The organism is Cellulomonas sp. P24 (assembly GCF_024704385.1).
Lineage (GTDB): Bacteria > Actinomycetota > Actinomycetes > Actinomycetales > Cellulomonadaceae > JAJDFX01.
In genome coordinates, this window is sequence record NZ_JAJDFX010000002.1 from 2,877,453 (window position 1) to 2,893,834 (window position 16,382).

20 protein-coding genes are annotated in these 16,382 nt (G+C 72.3%); all 20 read left to right on the forward strand.

From position 1 onward, the window contains the following. Window positions 1–148 precede the first annotated feature (148 nt). Window positions 149–493, forward strand: a complete 345-nt coding sequence (locus tag LJB74_RS13415; RefSeq protein WP_259309009.1) for a flagellar basal body protein — start codon at window positions 149–151, stop codon at window positions 491–493. Next, complete coding sequence (locus LJB74_RS13420) at window positions 490–900, forward strand: flagellar basal body rod protein FlgC (protein ID WP_259309010.1); 411 nt, start codon at window positions 490–492, stop codon at window positions 898–900. Before LJB74_RS13415 ends, LJB74_RS13420 begins: the two co-directional genes overlap by 4 nt. Beyond that, window positions 897–1,220 (forward strand): flagellar hook-basal body complex protein FliE, encoded by a 324-nt coding sequence (fliE, locus tag LJB74_RS13425; RefSeq protein ID WP_259309011.1) that lies wholly within the window; start codon window positions 897–899, stop codon window positions 1,218–1,220. Before LJB74_RS13420 ends, fliE begins: the two co-directional genes overlap by 4 nt. Next, window positions 1,171–2,823 carry a flagellar basal-body MS-ring/collar protein FliF gene (gene fliF, locus LJB74_RS13430; protein WP_259309012.1) on the forward strand — a complete coding sequence of 551 codons (1,653 nt, stop codon included), beginning with the start codon at window positions 1,171–1,173 and terminating at the stop codon, window positions 2,821–2,823. Before fliE ends, fliF begins: the two co-directional genes overlap by 50 nt. Continuing rightward, window positions 2,823–3,833, forward strand: a complete 1,011-nt coding sequence (fliG, locus tag LJB74_RS13435) for a flagellar motor switch protein FliG (protein ID WP_259309013.1) — start codon at window positions 2,823–2,825, stop codon at window positions 3,831–3,833. The genes fliF and fliG overlap by 1 nt, the downstream gene beginning before the upstream one ends. After that, a complete protein-coding gene (locus tag LJB74_RS13440) occupies window positions 3,823–4,443 on the forward strand; it encodes a FliH/SctL family protein (protein ID WP_259309014.1) in 621 nt (206 codons plus the stop codon). The genes fliG and LJB74_RS13440 overlap by 11 nt, the downstream gene beginning before the upstream one ends. A gap of 98 nt (window positions 4,444–4,541) precedes the next feature. Next, window positions 4,542–5,822, forward strand: coding sequence for a FliI/YscN family ATPase (locus LJB74_RS13445; protein WP_259310363.1), 1,281 nt, complete (start codon window positions 4,542–4,544; stop codon window positions 5,820–5,822). Further along, on the forward strand, window positions 5,822–6,298 hold the full coding sequence (locus tag LJB74_RS13450) for a flagellar FliJ family protein (RefSeq protein ID WP_259309015.1): 477 nt from the start codon (window positions 5,822–5,824) through the stop codon (window positions 6,296–6,298). The genes LJB74_RS13445 and LJB74_RS13450 overlap by 1 nt, the downstream gene beginning before the upstream one ends. After that, window positions 6,295–7,110 (forward strand): C40 family peptidase, encoded by an 816-nt coding sequence (locus tag LJB74_RS13455; RefSeq protein ID WP_259309016.1) that lies wholly within the window; start codon window positions 6,295–6,297, stop codon window positions 7,108–7,110. Before LJB74_RS13450 ends, LJB74_RS13455 begins: the two co-directional genes overlap by 4 nt. Continuing rightward, window positions 7,107–8,678, forward strand: a complete 1,572-nt coding sequence (locus LJB74_RS13460) for a flagellar hook-length control protein FliK (RefSeq protein WP_259309017.1) — start codon at window positions 7,107–7,109, stop codon at window positions 8,676–8,678. The genes LJB74_RS13455 and LJB74_RS13460 overlap by 4 nt, the downstream gene beginning before the upstream one ends. 14 nt (window positions 8,679–8,692) lie before the next feature. After that, on the forward strand, window positions 8,693–9,151 hold the full coding sequence (locus tag LJB74_RS13465; protein WP_259309018.1) for a flagellar hook assembly protein FlgD: 459 nt from the start codon (window positions 8,693–8,695) through the stop codon (window positions 9,149–9,151). A gap of 39 nt (window positions 9,152–9,190) precedes the next feature. Beyond that, the gene (locus LJB74_RS13470; RefSeq protein ID WP_259309019.1) at window positions 9,191–10,369 is read left to right on the forward strand and encodes a flagellar hook protein FlgE; all 1,179 of its coding nucleotides are present in this window, start codon (window positions 9,191–9,193) and stop codon (window positions 10,367–10,369) included. A gap of 121 nt (window positions 10,370–10,490) precedes the next feature. After that, the gene (locus LJB74_RS13475) at window positions 10,491–10,805 is read left to right on the forward strand and encodes a flagellar FlbD family protein (protein WP_259309020.1); all 315 of its coding nucleotides are present in this window, start codon (window positions 10,491–10,493) and stop codon (window positions 10,803–10,805) included. Beyond that, on the forward strand, window positions 10,805–11,578 hold the full coding sequence (locus LJB74_RS13480; protein WP_259309021.1) for a motility protein A: 774 nt from the start codon (window positions 10,805–10,807) through the stop codon (window positions 11,576–11,578). Before LJB74_RS13475 ends, LJB74_RS13480 begins: the two co-directional genes overlap by 1 nt. Beyond that, window positions 11,575–12,492, forward strand: a complete 918-nt coding sequence (locus tag LJB74_RS13485; protein WP_259309022.1) for a flagellar motor protein MotB — start codon at window positions 11,575–11,577, stop codon at window positions 12,490–12,492. The genes LJB74_RS13480 and LJB74_RS13485 overlap by 4 nt, the downstream gene beginning before the upstream one ends. A 4-nt stretch (window positions 12,493–12,496) precedes the next feature. Then, the gene (gene fliL, locus LJB74_RS13490) at window positions 12,497–13,015 is read left to right on the forward strand and encodes a flagellar basal body-associated protein FliL (protein WP_259309023.1); all 519 of its coding nucleotides are present in this window, start codon (window positions 12,497–12,499) and stop codon (window positions 13,013–13,015) included. Between the two features lie 173 nt (window positions 13,016–13,188). Continuing rightward, window positions 13,189–14,139, forward strand: a complete 951-nt coding sequence (locus LJB74_RS13495) for a flagellar motor switch protein FliM (RefSeq protein WP_259309024.1) — start codon at window positions 13,189–13,191, stop codon at window positions 14,137–14,139. After that, window positions 14,139–14,843 (forward strand): flagellar motor switch protein FliN, encoded by a 705-nt coding sequence (gene fliN, locus LJB74_RS13500; protein ID WP_259309025.1) that lies wholly within the window; start codon window positions 14,139–14,141, stop codon window positions 14,841–14,843. The genes LJB74_RS13495 and fliN overlap by 1 nt, the downstream gene beginning before the upstream one ends. Continuing rightward, the gene (locus LJB74_RS13505; RefSeq protein WP_259309026.1) at window positions 14,843–15,502 is read left to right on the forward strand and encodes a flagellar biosynthetic protein FliO; all 660 of its coding nucleotides are present in this window, start codon (window positions 14,843–14,845) and stop codon (window positions 15,500–15,502) included. Before fliN ends, LJB74_RS13505 begins: the two co-directional genes overlap by 1 nt. Continuing rightward, on the forward strand, window positions 15,499–16,380 hold the full coding sequence (fliP, locus tag LJB74_RS13510; RefSeq protein WP_259309027.1) for a flagellar type III secretion system pore protein FliP: 882 nt from the start codon (window positions 15,499–15,501) through the stop codon (window positions 16,378–16,380). The genes LJB74_RS13505 and fliP overlap by 4 nt, the downstream gene beginning before the upstream one ends. Window positions 16,381–16,382 lie beyond the last annotated feature (2 nt).

Consider the following 16,382-nt stretch of genomic DNA (forward strand, 5'->3'; position numbering starts at 1 on the left):
CGCCCATCTGGGTGAATCTTCCTCGACCTCGGCAGAAACCCTCACACGCACCACCCCCGGACCGATGGGCAGCGTGAGCACGGAGCGCTCACGCAGGAGGCCACGGATCGGCCGTCCCGATGCTGGTCTGACGGGTGGGTGTGTCGTCGTGTTCGACTCCGTGAGCATCACAGCGCTCAACAGCGCCCTGGATGGTCTGGCCTTGCGCCAGCGTGTGATCGCGAACAACATCGCGAACATCCAGACGCCCGGCTTCCACGCCGGGAAGGTGTCCTTCGAGAGTGCGCTGGCCGACGCCGTCGCCTCCGGCAGCGGTGCGGCGACCGCGACCGTCGCGCAGTCCCTCGAGCCGACGCGCACCGACGGCAACAACGTCAACCTCGACGAGGAGACGCTGAGCAACGTCGACACGAACCTGCGGTACCAGCTCGCGACGCAGGCGATGGACAACAAGTTCACGATCCTCGCCGCTGCGATGAAGAGCTCGCTGTGACGACGTTCGGGGCGATCGGGATCGCCAGCACCGGGCTGACCGTCTACCGCAAGTGGCTCGACGCGATCAGCGACAACCTCGCCAACCTCGACACCGTCAAGCCGACGTCGGAGGCCGCCTACCAGGCCAAGTACGTCGAGGTCTCCTCGATGACGGCACCCGACGGCTCGGGCAGCGGGACGCAGGTGACGGGCATCGCGCTCGGCAGCGCGACCGGCAAGCTCGTCTACGAGCCGACGAACCCCCTCGCCGACAAGGAGGGGTACGTGCGCTACCCCGACATCGACATGGCGAGCCAGATGACCCAGCTGATCATGGCGCAGCGCGGCTACCAGGCGAACGCCGCCGTGGTCGACCGTGCGAAGGACGCCTACACCGCCGCACTCCAGATCGGACGCACCGCATGAGCATCCCGGCCATCTCCGCCCTCTCCGGGCTCAGCGCGGCGAGCACGCTCGGCTCGACCAACCAGGTCACCGGGACGACCGGCACGACCGGCACCTCGGGGACCTCGTTCGCGAGCACCCTCGGCTCCTCGATCGACACCCTGCAGGGGATGCAGTCCACCGCCGACCAGCTCGCGGTGCAGGCCGTCACCGGGAACCTCAGCGACGTGCACCAGTACACGATCGCCGCTACCGAGGCGAAGCTCGCCGTCCAGCTGACCGCTGCGATCCGTGACAAGGCCGTCGGGGCGTTCACCGAGATCATGCGGATGCAGGCCTGATGCCCCCCAGATCACCGCCCTCGGCGGACGCGTCCAGACCACGCTGCGCAAGTTCTCCCTCGCGCAGAAGACCCTCGTCGTGATCGGCGTCGCGGTGCTCGTGCTCGGCACCGTCGCCCTGTCGAGCTGGCTGATGAAGCCGACGATGAGCCCGCTGTTCTCGAACGTGAGCGCGACCGACGCGAGCGCGATCGTCGACCAGCTCACCTCGCAGGGCGTCGCGTACCAGCTCACCGACGGTGGCACCACGATCCTCGTGCCCGCCGGCCAGGTGTACCCGATGCGGCTGAAGATGGCCTCGGCGGGGCTGCCGGCCACCTCGGACGGCGGCTACTCGCTGCTCGACAAGATGAGCGCGACGTCGTCGGACTTCACGCAGCAGGTCACGTACCAGCGGGCGATGGAGGGCGAGCTCGCCAAGACGGTCTCGGCGATCAACGGGGTCACCGCCGCGACCGTCAAGCTCGCCATCCCGAAGGACACGGTGTTCGTGGCCACCAAGTCGGACCCGACCGCGTCGGTGTTCGTCAAGACCGCGCCCGGGATGACGCTCAGCGTGGACCAGGTCCAGGCGATCGTCCACCTGGTCTCCGCCTCGATCCAGGGGATGAAGCCGTCGGACGTGTCGGTCGTCGACGCCGACGGGAAGGTGCTCTCCGCGGTGGGCACGAGCGTCGCGAGCGGCATCTCCGGTCAGCAGACGAGCGACTACGAGGCCCGCGTGCAGGCCTCGATCCAGTCGATGCTCGACCGCGTCGTCGGCCCCGGCAAGGGGGCTGTGACGGTCAACGCCGACCTCGACTACGACCAGACGCACCGGACGAGCGAGTCGTACAGCGTGCCGACGCCGAGCCCGCTCCCGCCGCTGTCCTCGGCCACGACCTCCGAGGTCTACTCGGGCAACGGCACCGCGTCGAGCGGCGTCCTCGGCCCGGACAACATCGCCGTGCCCAGCGGCACGGCGACCGCAGGCAGCGGCGCGTACTCGAAGAAGAGCGAGACGCTCAACAACACGCTCGACAAGGTCACCGAGGACACGATCACCGCGCCGGGCACCGTGCGGCGGATGTCCGTCGCCGTGGTGCTCGACGACAAGGCCGCGGCCTCGCTCGACATGACGCAGGTGACCGCGATGATCAGCGCCGCCGCCGGCATCGACACGGCGCGGGGCGACACCGTGTCGGTCTCCAAGATGGCGTTCGACACGACGTCGGCCCAGGCGGCCAAGACGGCCCTCGCCCAGGCCGAGGCCGCCACCCAGGCCGCCCAGAAGACCGCGCTCATCAAGCAGGGAGCGATCGCCGGAGCCGTGCTGCTCCTCGTGATCTTCCTCGTGATCATGTCGCTGCGGCAGCGCGGCAAGGCGCGCCGCGAGGCGCTCGACCTCGGTGAGCTGCGCATGGTCCACGAGGACGACGACCCGTTGGGGCTGGGCGTCGGCCCGGGCCACGACGGCTACCCGGCCATTCCCGCGGCGCCCCCGGTGCCCGAGAAGCCGAGCGACATCGCGGTCAAGCGTGCCGAGATCGGGGCGTTCGCCGAGGAGCAGCCGGCTGAGGTCGCCGAGCTGCTGCGCGGCTGGCTCGTCGGGGGCAAGCGCTGATGGCGATGGCACTGACCGGGACGCAGAAGGCGGCCCTCGTCCTCATGCAGATCGGGCGCGAGCGCGCGTCGGCCGTGCTGTCGAAGCTCGACGAGGCCGAGATCGAGGAGCTCAGCGCGGAGATCGTGCGGCTCGAACGGATCGACCAGGCGTCCGCCGAGGCCGCGCTCGAGGAGTTCCACGCGGTGTCGCTCTCCGGCCCGCAGATGATCACCCAGGGCGGTCTCGGCTACGCGCAGACGCTGCTCGAGCAGTCCCTCGGGGTCGAGCGGGCAGCCGGGGTGATGGGACGGCTCGCGACGAGCCTCGCCGGCCAGCCGTTCGAGTTCCTGCAGCACGCCGACGCCCGCCAGGTCCTCTCGCTCCTCACCGGCGAGCACTCGCAGACCATCGCGCTCGTCCTCGCCCACCTGCGCCCGGACCACGCGTCGGCGATCCTCGCGGGCCTGCCCGGGGAGCAGCAGGCCGAGGTCGCGCACCGGATCGCGCTGATGGAGCGGGCCTCGCCCGACGTCGTCGCGGTGGTCGCCGAGTCGCTGCAGCGCAAGGCCTCGGCCGTGCTGGTCCCGGCCGAGACGGCGGCGATCGGTGGCGTGCAGCCACTCGTCGAGATCATCAACCGCGCCGACCCGACCACCGAGAAGGCGATCCTCGAAGGGCTCAAGGCGCGTGACGAGGCCCTGGCGGAGGAGGTGCGCAGCCGGATGTTCGTCTTCGCGGACATCACGCTGCTCGAGGACCGCGCGGTGCAGCTCGTGCTGCGCCAGGTCGAGTCCGGCGACCTCGCGGTCGCGCTCAAGGGCGCAGCCGAGGAGGTGCGGGAGAAGATCCTCACCAACCTCTCGGAGCGTGCCCGCGAGAACCTCGTCGAGGAGGTCGAGCTGCTCGGGCCCGTCCGGCTCTCGCAGGTCGAGGACGCGCGTGCCGGCATCGTCCAGTCGATCCGCCGGCTCGAGGAGAGCGGGCAGATCGTGATCCGCCGTGAGGGGGAGGACGAGTATGTCTCCTGAGGTGGCAGCCTTCGAACCCTCACCGCTCTCCGCGCCGCGCACGGCGACGGTCGACGACCACCGGACGCGGGCCGCCGGGTACGCGGCGGGGTGGGCTGCGGGTGCCCGCGCCGCGGCGGAGCAGGCCACGGCGCTGCGCCGTCGGCTCGAGGAGGAGCAGGCCGAGGCCGAGGCCGTCCGGGCCGCCGAGCACGCCGCGCTCGTCGCGGCGCTCGAGCGCGCCTGCGCGGCCGCTGCCGCGCGCACCGCACCGGTCCTCGTGGATGCCCAGCGCCGTCTGCAGGCCGCAGCCCTCGAGCTCGCCGAGACCCTGATCGGTGCCGAGCTGTCCGACGGAGAGCGGTCGGCACGTGTCGCCCTCGACCGGGCGCTCGCGGTGCCGCCGGAGCTCGGCCTGCACACGATCCGGCTGAACCCCGCGGACGCGCACCGGATCCAGGTCGCGGTCGACGAGGGCGGTGCCACCCTCCCCGAGGGGGTGATGGTGCTCGCCGACCCGTCGCTCGCCCCGGGGGACGCGATCTCGGTCCACGAGACCGGGTACCTCGACGCACGCCTCGGCGCGGCCGTCGCACGGGTCCGGGAGATCGTGGCAGGGCAGGGCCTGTGAGCATCCTCGACTCCCTGACCGACGCCGACCTCGACGAGGACGGCGTCGGTGTCGCGCCCACCTGGGAGACCGAGGACGCCGCGTCGGAGTGGCGCCGGGTGCTCGGTGCGGCGGAGCCCGAGCCCGTCGGGTCCGTCCGGTCGGTGGTCGGCCTGTCGATCGAGGTCGTCGGTGTGGACTGCGCCGTCGGCGACCTCGTCACGCTCGGTGACGACCATGTGCCCGCCGAGGTCGTCGCCGCCGAGCGGACCGTGCTCCGGTGCATGCCGCTCGCCCACGTCCAGGGACTGCGCACCGGCATGACGGTGCGGACGCTGGGACGACCGCTCACCGTCCCGGTCGGCCACGGGCTGCTCGGCCGGGTGCTCGACGGCCTCGGCCGGCCGATCGACGGTCGCGGTCCGCTCGACGTGGCCCGTCACGTGCCCGTGACCGGCTCGGCGCCGAACGCCCTCGACCGCAGCCGGGTCGACACGCCCCTCGAGCTCGGGGTGCGTGCGATGGACACGCTGGTCCCCGTCGGGCGTGGACAGCGACTGGGTCTCTTCGCCGGTTCCGGCGTCGGCAAGTCGAGCCTGCTCTCGATGATCGCGCGGGGCACCGAGGCGCAGGTGTCGGTGATCGCCCTGGTGGGGGAGCGCGGCCGTGAGGTCCGCGAGTTCCTCGAGGACGACCTCGGGCCCGAGGGTCTCGCCCGCAGCGTCGTGGTCGTGGCGACGTCCGACGAGCCGCCGCTCGTGCGCCTGCGGTCCGCGTTCGTCGCGACGCGGATCGCCGAGCACTTCCGCAGCGAGGGGGCCGACGTGGTCCTCATGATGGACTCGCTCACGCGCGTCGCGATGGCGCAGCGGGAGATCGGGCTCTCGGTCGGTGAGCCGCCTGCGACGCGCGGCTACCCGCCGTCCACGTTCTCCCTGCTCGCCCAGCTCCTCGAACGTGCCGGCACCGCAGCCCGCGGATCGGTCACCGGTATCTACACCGTGCTGGTCGACGGCGACGACCACAACGAGCCCATCGCGGACGCCGCACGCTCGATCCTCGACGGGCACGTCGTGCTCGACCGGCGGCTCGCGGTCTCCGGTCACTTCCCGAGCATCGACACGCTCGCGTCGGTGTCCCGGGTCGCGAACCGTGTCACGACCCGCGAGCAGCGTGACCTCGCGGTCCGGCTCCGGCGCGTCATGGCGGCGCGCCGCGACGCGCAGGACCTCGTCGACGTCGGCGCGTACGTCTCCGGCAGCAACCCGCTCGTCGACGCGGCCCTGACCCACGCGAGGGCGATCGACGCGTTCCTGCAGCAGGGGATCGGCGAGCCCGCACCGTCGGCCACCTCCTGGCAGCACCTGCAGTCCCTGGTCCACGCGATGGGAGACCTGTGATGGCCGAGTTCCGGCTGGCGTCGCTGCTCCGCGTGCGTCGCCTCGAGGAGGACCGCGCCGCGAGCGTGCTCGCCGCGGCGAACGCACGGCGCGCCGAGACCGCGGAGCGTCACCGGCAGGACACGGAAGCGCTCGCGACGAGCGAGCTCCCGCGCCGGACCGACGAGCTCCACTGGCATGCGGCGGTGGCGTGCCGCGCGGCGCTCAGCGGGATCCTCGTCGAGAGCACGGCTGTCGCCCAGCTCACCGCCCAGCACGCCGCGACGGCCGAGCAGGCCTGGAGCGCCGCGCGCACCCGCGCCGTCGTGCTGGAGAAGCTCGAGGACCGCCACCGGCAGGCGCTGGAGGTCGAGGAGCTGCGCGTCGAGCAGCTGCACCTCGACGAGGTCGCGGCCCGCGCCGCACAGCTCCAGGCGCGTGCGGCGACCGGTCGCGAGGACACCGACGGCGCGCAGCGCCCGGGAGGGCTCTCGTGAGCGGCCTCGAGGCGGTGCAGAGCCGCCTCGCGGAGATCCGCGGACTGATCGACACCTGGTCGGGGGTGCAGCCGACCGTCGGTGCCACGACCGCCACCGGTACGACGAGCTCGTCGTCGACCTTCGACGCGACCCTCGCGGCGGCCGACTCGACGTTGTCGGGCGCCGGTGTCGCCGGGCTCTCCGGCACGGCCACCACGGCGACCGGGCAGGTGACCGGGGCCGGGCTCGTCCAGGCTGCGAAGGCGTACCTCGGCGTGCCGTACGTGTGGGGCGGCGAGAGCAGGTCGGGCATGGACTGCTCCGGCCTGGTCCAGCGGGCGATGGCCGATCTTGGCGTCAGCGTCCCGCGGACCTCGCAGCAGCAGGCGACCATCGGGACCGCCGTCCCGTCGATGAGCCAGGCCCTGCCGGGCGACCTGCTGGTCTTCGACGGCGGCGCGCACATCGGGATCTATGCCGGGAACGGCACGATGGTTGTTGCGCCGCACGCCGGCGAGGACGTCCAGGTGCAGAAGGTCTACCAGACGCCGACCACGATCCGCCGGGTGCTTCCCGAGCAGTCGACGACGACGGCCGCCGCCACCGATCCCGGTCTCGCGGCGCAGCTCGTGACGGCGGCGACCCAGCGGGCCGCGCTCGCGATGATGACCACCGGGACCACCGGGACCACCGGGGCCTCGAGCTCGACCACCGGCTCCGGGACCACGCTCGACGCCCTCGTCGCCGCCGCCGGAGGGTCGTCCACCGGGACGTCCCTCTCCTCCAGCCAGTACTCGGCCCTCCTGGCCTCGATGGGAGTGTCCGCATGACCACCTCACCCACGGTGACCACGAGCCCCGTGCCGACGTCCACCGGGTCCACGCGTCGCCCGTCCACCGCGGCGCGTGGCGGCTCGGCGAGCTTCGACGACGTGCTGCGCGCGCAGGAGCGCGACGACCGGGCCGCGACCCGGTACCGGACCGCGAGCCCCGCGGACCGTCCGGCACCTGCGGGGCCCGGCGCGGCGGCCGGCAGGCGGAGCGAGCGTGCGGCGGACGCCACCGACCGGACCGCTCCGGCCGACGGGGCACGGCAGCAGCCCACCGAGGCGTCGGCCACCAGGACCACGGCTCACCCGCGGACGAAGGACAAGGACAAGGACAAGGACCGTTCCGCGGAGGCGACCTCCGACACGGCGTCGCACGGCACGGGGTCGACCACCACCCGTACGAGCAGCACCGGTACGAGCGGCACGAGCACGACCGCCACCAGCACGAGCGGCACCGCACCGACGGGTGGCGAGGCGGCCGGCGCGTCGTCCGCCGGATCCGTCGGCGAGGCTGCGGGCGGCACCGCAGCGGGCGCGGCGCTCCCGGGCACGACGCCGATCGACGCGGCCGCAGCCGCTGCCGCTCTCGGTGCGGCAGCCGCCGGCCCGACGGCGACGGTGGCGGCGCACGCAGGAGCAGCGGGGGAGGCGGTCACCGGCCCGACAGCGCTCACGGCGGTCGGGTCGGCCGGTGCGCGACGCGCCGGAGCGGCCGGCGCGTCGACCGTGGCGGGTGCGGTAGCTGCGAAGCAAACGGGTGCTCTCGGGCAGGCCGGTGCCGCGGGGCAGACCCGTGCACCAGTAGGGATCGGCACCGCCGGGACGGCGACGGGGTCCACGACGCCGGGTGCGCCCGTGGCCGGTGCGGTGCCCGTCACGACCGCCGGGCACCCGACCACGACCACGCCTGCGCACGGTGGCGGGAACCCCACCACCGTCGCGCCTGTGGCACTGGCCGGGGCACCGGGCACCGCGGCGTCGGCGGGTGCAGCCCAGGCCGATGCCGGGCGGGCGGGTGCTGCCCACATCGACACCGCCCGCGTCGACACCTCGACGTCGGTCGCATCGGCCGCCGTCGGCACCCCGGCGACCGTGACGGCACCCGCCCCGGCGACCGGCACGGCACCCGCGCCCCAGGTCGCCTCGCCGCCGCTCGCCCAGCAGCTCGCCCCGTCGCTGCAGTCGTTGCGCGCGCTCGGCAACGGTCAGCACGTGATGACGATCGACGTCACCCCGGACCACCTCGGCCCGGTGCGCGTCACCGCGCACATCTCCGCCGAGGGGGTGCGGATCGACCTGGTCGGTGCGACGCCGGAGTCGCGCGACGCGCTGCGCCAGTCGATGGCGGACCTCAAGCGCGACCTCGCCGGCGCCGGGCTGCAGGCGGACCTGTCGCTCGGGTCGGACGCCGCCGGGTCGGACGGGTCGTCGGCGGCGTGGTCACGGGACCAGGCCGGCGCCTCCGGCGGACGGCCCGCGTCGGCCCCCACCGGGTCGGTCGCCGCCGAGGCCCCCGCACGCCCCCTCACCCCGATCGCCCACACGGGCGCCCTCGACCTGTCCCTGTGACGAAGGAGAACACCATGAGCGTCGACGCGAGCGCCGCAGCGACCGGTTCGACCGGCATCTACACCACGCCGGCCACCACCACGGCCGCGCCCAAGCAGACCCTCGACAGCCAGGCGTTCCTCAAGCTCCTGGTCACGCAGCTCACCAACCAGGACCCGAGCTCGCCGATGGACACCAACCAGATGATGACCCAGACCACGCAGCTCTCCAGCATGGAGCAGCTGACGGCGATCTCGGCGACCTCGCGGGAGTCGTTCGCGCTCCAGATGCGCAGCTCGGCGGCTGCGCTCGTGGGGCAGAAGGTCAGCTACATGAACGCGAAGGGCGTCGACGTCACCGGTATCGCGACGTCGGTCTCGTTCGCCGGCTCGACCCCCACCGTCACGGTCGGGACGGACGTCGTCCCGCTCGACTCCGTCTCTGCCGTCACCTCCAGCACCGCCTCCGCCAGCTCCGCGTCGACATCCGCCTGACGCTCACGACCTGCTCGACGACCCGAAGGGAACACCCTCATGCTCCGCTCGCTCTTCTCCGGCATCAGCGGTCTGCGCGCCCACCAGACCATGCTCGACGTCACCGGCAACAACATCGCCAACGTCAACACCGTCGGCTTCAAGTCGTCGTCCACGCAGTTCCAGGACACGCTCAGCCAGGTTCTCTCCAACGCGGGTGCCCCGCAGGCCGGCGTCGGGGGGACGAACCCGGCGCAGGTCGGGCTCGGCGTCCGGGTCGCGGGCGTCACGACCAACTTCGCGCAGGGCGCCGCCCAGCTCACGAACAACAGCACCGACATGATGATCTCCGGTGACGGGTTCTTCACCGTGAGCAAGGGCGGTCAGGAGTACTACACGCGGGCCGGCGCGTTCTCTCGCGACGCGACGGGACAGCTCGTCACCGCGGACGGTGCGCTCGTGCAGGGCTGGTCGGCGGTGAACGGCGTGATCGACACCAACGCGCCGTTGACGGACCTGCGGGTGACCAACGCCGCGACGATGGCGGCGAAGGCCACCACGACCGCGAGCTTCGAGGGCAACCTGCCGTCCGACGCGACCGCGGGCACGACCCTCGACAAGCAGATCACCGTGTACGACTCCCTCGGCAACGCACGCCAGCTCGACCTGACGTTCACCAAGGGTGCCGCGGGCTGGTCGGTGGCCGGCAGCGACGGGACGAACACCCTCGCGAGCACCCCGCTCACGTTCGACGCGAGTGGAGTCCTGACGTCTCCGGCGGCCCCGGTCGCGCTCGGTCCGGTCGCCGTCGACCTCTCGACGATCACCGGGATGGCGGGCCTCGACACGGTCCAGTCCAAGGCCCAGGACGGTCAGCAGGCCGGGACGCTGCAGTCCTTCACCCTGAACGCCGACGGCACCCTGCAGGGCGCCTTCAGCAACGGCATGAAGCAGATCATCGGCCAGATCGCGCTCGCGACGTTCAACAACCCGGTCGGCCTCGAGAAGGCAGGCGGCTCGATGTACCGCACGACCGTGAACTCGGGCGCCGCGCAGGTCGGCACGGCCGGCTCGGGCGGGCGGGGCACGCTGGTCGGCGGCTCGCTCGAGATGTCGAACGTGGACCTCTCGGCCGAGTTCACGAACCTGATCGTCGCGCAGCGCGGCTTCCAGGCCAACGCGCGCGTGATCACGACGTCGGACCAGGTGCTGCAGGAGCTCGTCGACCTCAAGCGCTGATCTCGCAACATCCGTCGGGCCCGGCCCGGTGTGAACTCCTCACACCGGGACCGGGCCCGCCGATCTAGCACGTGCAGGGCCCACGGAAGGGCCCGAGTGACAGCCCAGGGATGGACGCGCCGTGATCGTGGTGACCCGACTCAACGGACCGCAGTTCGCGGTCAACCCCGACCTGCTCCAACGCATCGAGAGCGCGCCGGACACCATCCTCACGCTCATCGACGGCACCAAGTACATCGTCGAGGAGTCGGTCGACGAGGTCATCGTCCTCATCCAGGCGTACCGCGCCCAGGTGATCGCGCAGGCGCAGCAGCTTCAGGCGCACGACGCAGTCCGGCGGCTCGAACCCGTGCACGACGCCGCCGACGAGGTCCGCGTCGACGAGCGCGCCGGCCCGATGGCACCGCCCGTCCAGCTCCACCCCAGGAGGCTGTGATGGATCCGGCCACCCTGATCGGCCTCGGCCTCGCCTTCGGCGGCGTCTTCTCGATGATGATCATCGAGGGCGCCAACCCGATGTCCGTCGTGCTCCCCGGCCCCCTCGTGCTGGTGATCTTCGGCACGCTCGGTGCCGGGCTGGCGGGGAGCACGCTCAAGGACGCGATCCGCGCGTTCTCCGCGATCCCCAAGGCCATGCTCGCCAAGCTGCCCGACCCCGGTCCCACGATCGAGACCGTCGTCGGGCTCGCCGACCGGGCCCGGCGCGAGGGACTGCTCGCGCTCGAGGACGCCGCACGGGACATCGACGACCCGTTCCTGCGCTCCGGTCTGCAGGCCGCGATCGACGGCACCGACCCGGACGACCTCCGCACGATCCTCGAGGACCGCGTCGCGACCAAGCGCGCCTCCGACCGGGTCAGCGCGAAGTACTTCACCGACATGGGTGGGTACGCGCCGACCGTCGGCATCATCGGCACGGTCGTCTCGCTCGTGCACGTGCTCGAGAACCTCGCCGACCCGTCGTCTCTCGGTGAGGCGATCGCGGCGGCCTTCGTGGCGACCCTCTGGGGGATCCTCTCCGCGAACCTCATCTGGCTGCCGTTCGGCAGCCGCATCAAGCGCGTCTCCGACCTCGAGTGCGCGCGCATGGAGCTGACCGTCGAGGGCCTCCTGGCGGTCCAGGCGGGCGCGAACCCGCGTCTGGTCGGCGAGCGCCTGCGCAGCCTGGTGCCCGCGGAGGAGCCCAAGGCCGAGAAGAAGGTCGCATGAGCAGCGGCGGCCACGGTCAGGGTCGGCGCCGGCCGCGCGGCGGTGGGCACGAGGAGGAGCACGAGAACACCGAACGCTGGCTCGTGAGCTACTCCGACATGATCACGGTCCTCATGGCGCTGTTCATCGTGCTGTTCGCGATCAGCCAGGTCGACCAGACGAAGTACATCGCGCTGCGTGACTCGCTCTCCGCCGGGTTCGGGTCACCGATCACGACCGTGGTCTCCGGTGGGCAGGGTGCGATGACCGGCGGGACGAACGCGAAGCCGGACTCGGTGAACCTGGCGGCCGACGCTGGCCTGACCCCGACGACCGCCGGCCAGTCCAAGACCGACACGGCGACGGGTGCCACGTCCAGCGGGGTCGACCCGAAGACGCTCGCGGCGGCGAAGGCCGAGGCGAACCACCTCGAGGCGATCGAGGCGGAGATCAAGGCGAAGCTCGACGCCCTCGGCCTGGCCGACCGCGTCCGGTTCACCATCAACAAGCGTGGGCTGATCATCGGGCTGGTCGCCGACGACGTCTTCTTCGCGAACGGGAGCGCGGACCTCACGGACACCGCACGGCAGGTGCTCGACGGCGCCGGCCCGGCCCTCGCGTCACTGACCGAGCAGATCTCGGTCGAGGGCCACGCGAACATCCTGCCCGTCTCCGGCCGCTACCCGACCAACTGGGAGCTGTCCGCGGACCGCGCCACGCAGGTGCTGCGCCGGCTCGTGGAGGCCGACCACGTCGCCCCGGACCGCATCATGGCGGTCGGGTTCGGCGACGCCCGACCGCTCGTCGCGGGGACCAGCCCGGAGGCGCTCACCATCAACCGGCGCGTCGACCTCGTGGTCCTCAGCAGCGCCCCCGAGCAGGTGCGCGCGCTCGTGCCCACGCTCATCCCGGCACAGACCAACGCAGGAGGGTAGGACCATGGCCACAGTCGAGAAGCGGGTCATCGCCTCGTCGGTGCGCGCGCAGCGCCCCGGCGGTGGCGGCGCGGCGCCCGCGGCCGAGCCCGGCAAGGACGACGCGAAGAAGAAGAAGCCCAAGAAGAAGCTGCTGATCATCGCGGTCGCGCTGGTCCTCGTCGTGGGTGGCGCGGCGTACTACTTCCTCGTGATGAGCAAGGCGTCGGGCGCCGCAGCGGCCCCGCCGCCCCCCGTCCCCGGCTCCGTCGCGAAGGTGTCGTCGGTGAGCCTCAACCTCGCGAGCGGTCACTACCTGCGGCTCGGCCTCGGGCTCCAGCTGACCTCGACCGCCGATGCCAAGACCTTCGACACCTCGAAGGCCCTCGACCTCGCGATCTCGCTCTACTCCGAGCGGACCGTCGACGAGGTCACGATCGCCTCGAGCCGCGACGCCCTCAAGGCGCAGCTGCTCGCCGCGATCGAGAAGGCGTACCCGGAGGAGGTGATGGGCCTCTACTTCACGGACTACGTGACCCAGTGACCGGCAGGATGCCGGTGAGTCGAGGCGCCACGGAGGGCGCCGCACCGCCCCGCACGACGCGGGGAACGGGGCTCGTACCCGCTCGCGGGTAGGCCTCAGAGTCGCTCGGACGCGACGCCGTCCTGACGTGCGTGGATTCCGCCGTCACGATGTTCCTCACATCGTCGCGCCCGATGCCGATCAGGTGGACCGTGACGGTCCAGGACCCCCAGCGCACCTCCGCGCGACGCAAGCGTTCGACGACCCCGGAGGTCTACGACTTCCGGCGGCCGATGACGCTCGCGCGCGACCACGCGCGCGCGCTGGAGATGGCCTTCGAGACGTTCAGCCGACAGTGGGGTACCCAGCTGACCTCCCGGCTGCGCGCGGTCAGCACCGTCACCCTCGACGGCGTCTCGATGGTGTCGTACGACGAGTACGTCCGGTCGCTCCCGGAGATGACGACGGTGCTGCTGTGCACCGTCGAGCAGACCCGGTCCACCGCGATCCTCGAGCTCCCGATCCCCATGGTGATGACCTGGGTCGACTACCTGCTCGGCGGGCCCGGCCGCGTCGACGAGTCGGCGCTGCGCGAGCTGACCGAGATCGAGATGACGCTCGTCCGTGACCTGCTGCACCACGTGCTCGCGAACCTCACGTACGCGTTCGCCGCCGTGATGCCGATCGACGTGACGATCCGGTCCGCGCAGTACAACCCGCAGTTCGTGCAGGCCGCCCCGGCGTCCGAGCCGGTGATCGTGGCGACGTTCGCGATCCTGGCGGGCGAGTCGGAGTCGTCGGCGACGCTCATGATCCCGGCCGAGATCCTGCTCGCCGGGCTGCGCGCCGGCGAGGACCTCGACGCGCGGTCCGACGAGGAGCGCGCCGCCCAGCGGAACGCCCAGGCGATGCTCGCCCGCGCGATCCGCGACGTGCCCGTCGACGTGTCCGTGCGCTTCTCGTCCCGCACGGTGCACCCGCGCGACGTCGTCTCGCTCGCCGTGGGTGACGTCGTCCCGCTGTCCCACCGCACGTCGACCCCGCTGGACGTCGTGGTCGACGGTGTCGTCATGGCCCGCGCCGCAGCGGGCACCAACGGCAACCGGCTCGCCTGCATGGTCGTCACCGTCGAGGAGAATCACTGATGAAGCCCACAGACAACGCCGCCGCGGACCTCGCAGGCGAGGTGGCCCGGCAGGTCGCCCGGCTGCTGCCGTCGACCGTGCCGCTCGAGGTGTCGACGCTGCCCGGCGCGCCGATGCCGACCGCCACGGACATCGCCGTCGTCGCGTCGTTCATCGGGGCGGTGAGCGCGGACCTCGTGGTCGTGGCCGACCGCGCGGTCCAGGAGGCGCTCACGAGCGGCGCCGGCCCCGACCTCCCGCTCGAGGACGCGCTCCGGCCCGCGCTGGAGGCCGCGGCTGACGTGCTCGGCACCGGTGTGCTGGACACGGCCAGGACCGTCCCCGCCCCGCAGGCGCTGACCGGCGAGGGCATGACGGTGTTCCCGCTGGCCGCCGAGGGTGAGGTCCGGGCCTGGGTCGGGGTGCGGCTGCGGACCCCGAGCACCCCGGCTGCGGCCGGTGGGGCCGGGCAGGGGGCGAGCCTGCGGCTGCTGTACGACGTCGACATGACGCTGACGGCCGAGCTCGGACGCACCAAGCTCCCGATCCGTGAGGTCCTCGAGCTGGTCCCCGGGACCGTCCTCGAGCTGGACCGCGCCGCAGGCAGCCCGGCGGACCTCATGGTCAACGGCCGGCTGATCGCCCGCGGCGAGATCGTCGTGATCGACGAGGACTACGGGATCCGCATCACCGAGATCGTCGCCGAGGAGGCGCAGGTCCGATGATGAGCACGCTGGTGCTGGCGGGACGGGTGGTGCTCTCGCTCGCGTGCGTGCTGGGGCTCATCTGGTACGCCCAGCGCCGGCTCACCGGACCGTTGGGGCGCCGTCGGCCCGTCGGCCCGCAGCTCTCGGTGGTCGGTCGCCACACCCTCGGTCGCCACGCCAGCGTCGCCGTGCTCGCCGCCGGCGATCGTCGCCTCCTGATCGGGGTCACCGAGCACGGGATCACGCTGCTCACCGAGCTCGACAGGGTCGAGGAGACCGAGGCCGAGGCGTCGGACGAGGCCGTCGGCTCGACTCTCCCGGCACGGACCCCCGGATCGATCGCGACACGCGGCGTCGCTGCGGTGCGCGCGGTTCCCGCGTCCACAGCGTCCGCCCGGGTGCCGTCCGCCAACGCCCCGGCTCCCTCCGCGTACGCCGTGGCGAGCACCGCGGCGACGGCTGCCGCGCTCGCGGCCTCGGCTCCGGCCCCGACCTCGGCCGCCGCACGGCTGCTCGCACGGCTTCCCGTCCAGCGTGAGGAGATCGACGTCAGCACGCTCCTGACCGGCGGCGTCGACGACGTCCCGATGGCGGTCGGCCAGACCGGCGGGCTGCTCGACGGGTCGATCCTCGCGCCGTCGACGTGGCGCCGCGCGGCCCGGGCAGTGCGCCGGTGATCCCGTCCGCCCCCGCACCCCGGACGTCGCTCCGACGCCTGGTCGCCGGCCTCCTCGTGCTGCTCGGCTTCCTCCTGCTGGGCGCGACCGTGGGGGCGTCGGGCGCCAGCGCCGCGCCCCGGCCCGCCGCGGTGTCGACGGACGTCGCTCTCGCGGTGCCGGCTGCCCCCACCGCCCCGGTCGCCCCCACGGACCCGGCCACGCCGGGTGGTCCGGGCACGATCACGATCGGCATCAACGGCGTCGACGGGACACCGAGCAGCTCGATCGTCGTCCTGCTCGGCATCACGCTGCTGTCGGTCGCGCCGTCGCTGCTCCTGATGATGACGAGCTTCACGAAGATCTTCGTGGTGCTCGCCCTGACCCGGAACGCGATGGGTCTGCAGGGGGTGCCGCCGAACCAGGTGATCGCGGGGCTGTCGCTGTTCCTCAGCCTGTTCATCATGGGGCCGGTGCTCAGCCAGGTGAACGACACCGGGGTGCAGCCCTACCTGCACGGCGACGTCACCTTCTCGCAGGCGGTCGAGACCGGTCAGCAGCCGTTGCGGACGTTCATGCTCAAGCAGACCCGTCAGGAGGACCTGGCGCTGATGACGCGCTCGGCCAAGCTCCCGAACCCGAAGGACGAGGCGGCGGTCCCGATGACCACGCTGATCCCGGCGTTCATGCTGTCCGAGCTCCGCTCGGCGTTCGTCATCGGGTTCGTCATCTTCGTGCCGTTCCTCGTCATCGACCTCGTGGTGTCGTCGGCCCTGATGTCGATGGGCATGATGATGCTGCCGCCTGTCATGGTGTCGTTGCCGTTCAAGATCCTGCTGTTCGTCCTGGTGGACGGCTGGGGCCTGATCGTCACGGCGCTCGTCGGAAGCTACGGGTGAGC

Excerpts from the sequence above, each read along its gene's own strand:
- LJB74_RS13465 (WP_259309018.1), top strand. The coding sequence starts at position 8,693 with ATGAGCGTCGACGCGAGCGCCGCAGCGACCGGTTCGACCGGCATCTAC.
- LJB74_RS13480 (WP_259309021.1), top strand. The coding sequence starts at position 10,805 with ATGGATCCGGCCACCCTGATCGGCCTCGGCCTCGCCTTCGGCGGCGTC.
- fliL (WP_259309023.1), top strand. The coding sequence starts at position 12,497 with ATGGCCACAGTCGAGAAGCGGGTCATCGCCTCGTCGGTGCGCGCGCAG.
- LJB74_RS13485 (WP_259309022.1), top strand. The coding sequence starts at position 11,575 with ATGAGCAGCGGCGGCCACGGTCAGGGTCGGCGCCGGCCGCGCGGCGGT.
- LJB74_RS13440 (WP_259309014.1), top strand. The coding sequence starts at position 3,823 with ATGTCTCCTGAGGTGGCAGCCTTCGAACCCTCACCGCTCTCCGCGCCG.
- fliE (WP_259309011.1), top strand. The coding sequence starts at position 897 with ATGAGCATCCCGGCCATCTCCGCCCTCTCCGGGCTCAGCGCGGCGAGC.
- LJB74_RS13460 (WP_259309017.1), top strand. The coding sequence starts at position 7,107 with ATGACCACCTCACCCACGGTGACCACGAGCCCCGTGCCGACGTCCACC.
- fliG (WP_259309013.1), top strand. The coding sequence starts at position 2,823 with ATGGCGATGGCACTGACCGGGACGCAGAAGGCGGCCCTCGTCCTCATG.
- LJB74_RS13470 (WP_259309019.1), top strand. The coding sequence starts at position 9,191 with ATGCTCCGCTCGCTCTTCTCCGGCATCAGCGGTCTGCGCGCCCACCAG.
- LJB74_RS13505 (WP_259309026.1), top strand. The coding sequence starts at position 14,843 with ATGAGCACGCTGGTGCTGGCGGGACGGGTGGTGCTCTCGCTCGCGTGC.
- fliN (WP_259309025.1), top strand. The coding sequence starts at position 14,139 with ATGAAGCCCACAGACAACGCCGCCGCGGACCTCGCAGGCGAGGTGGCC.
- LJB74_RS13450 (WP_259309015.1), top strand. The coding sequence starts at position 5,822 with ATGGCCGAGTTCCGGCTGGCGTCGCTGCTCCGCGTGCGTCGCCTCGAG.
- LJB74_RS13495 (WP_259309024.1), top strand. The coding sequence starts at position 13,189 with ATGCCGATCAGGTGGACCGTGACGGTCCAGGACCCCCAGCGCACCTCC.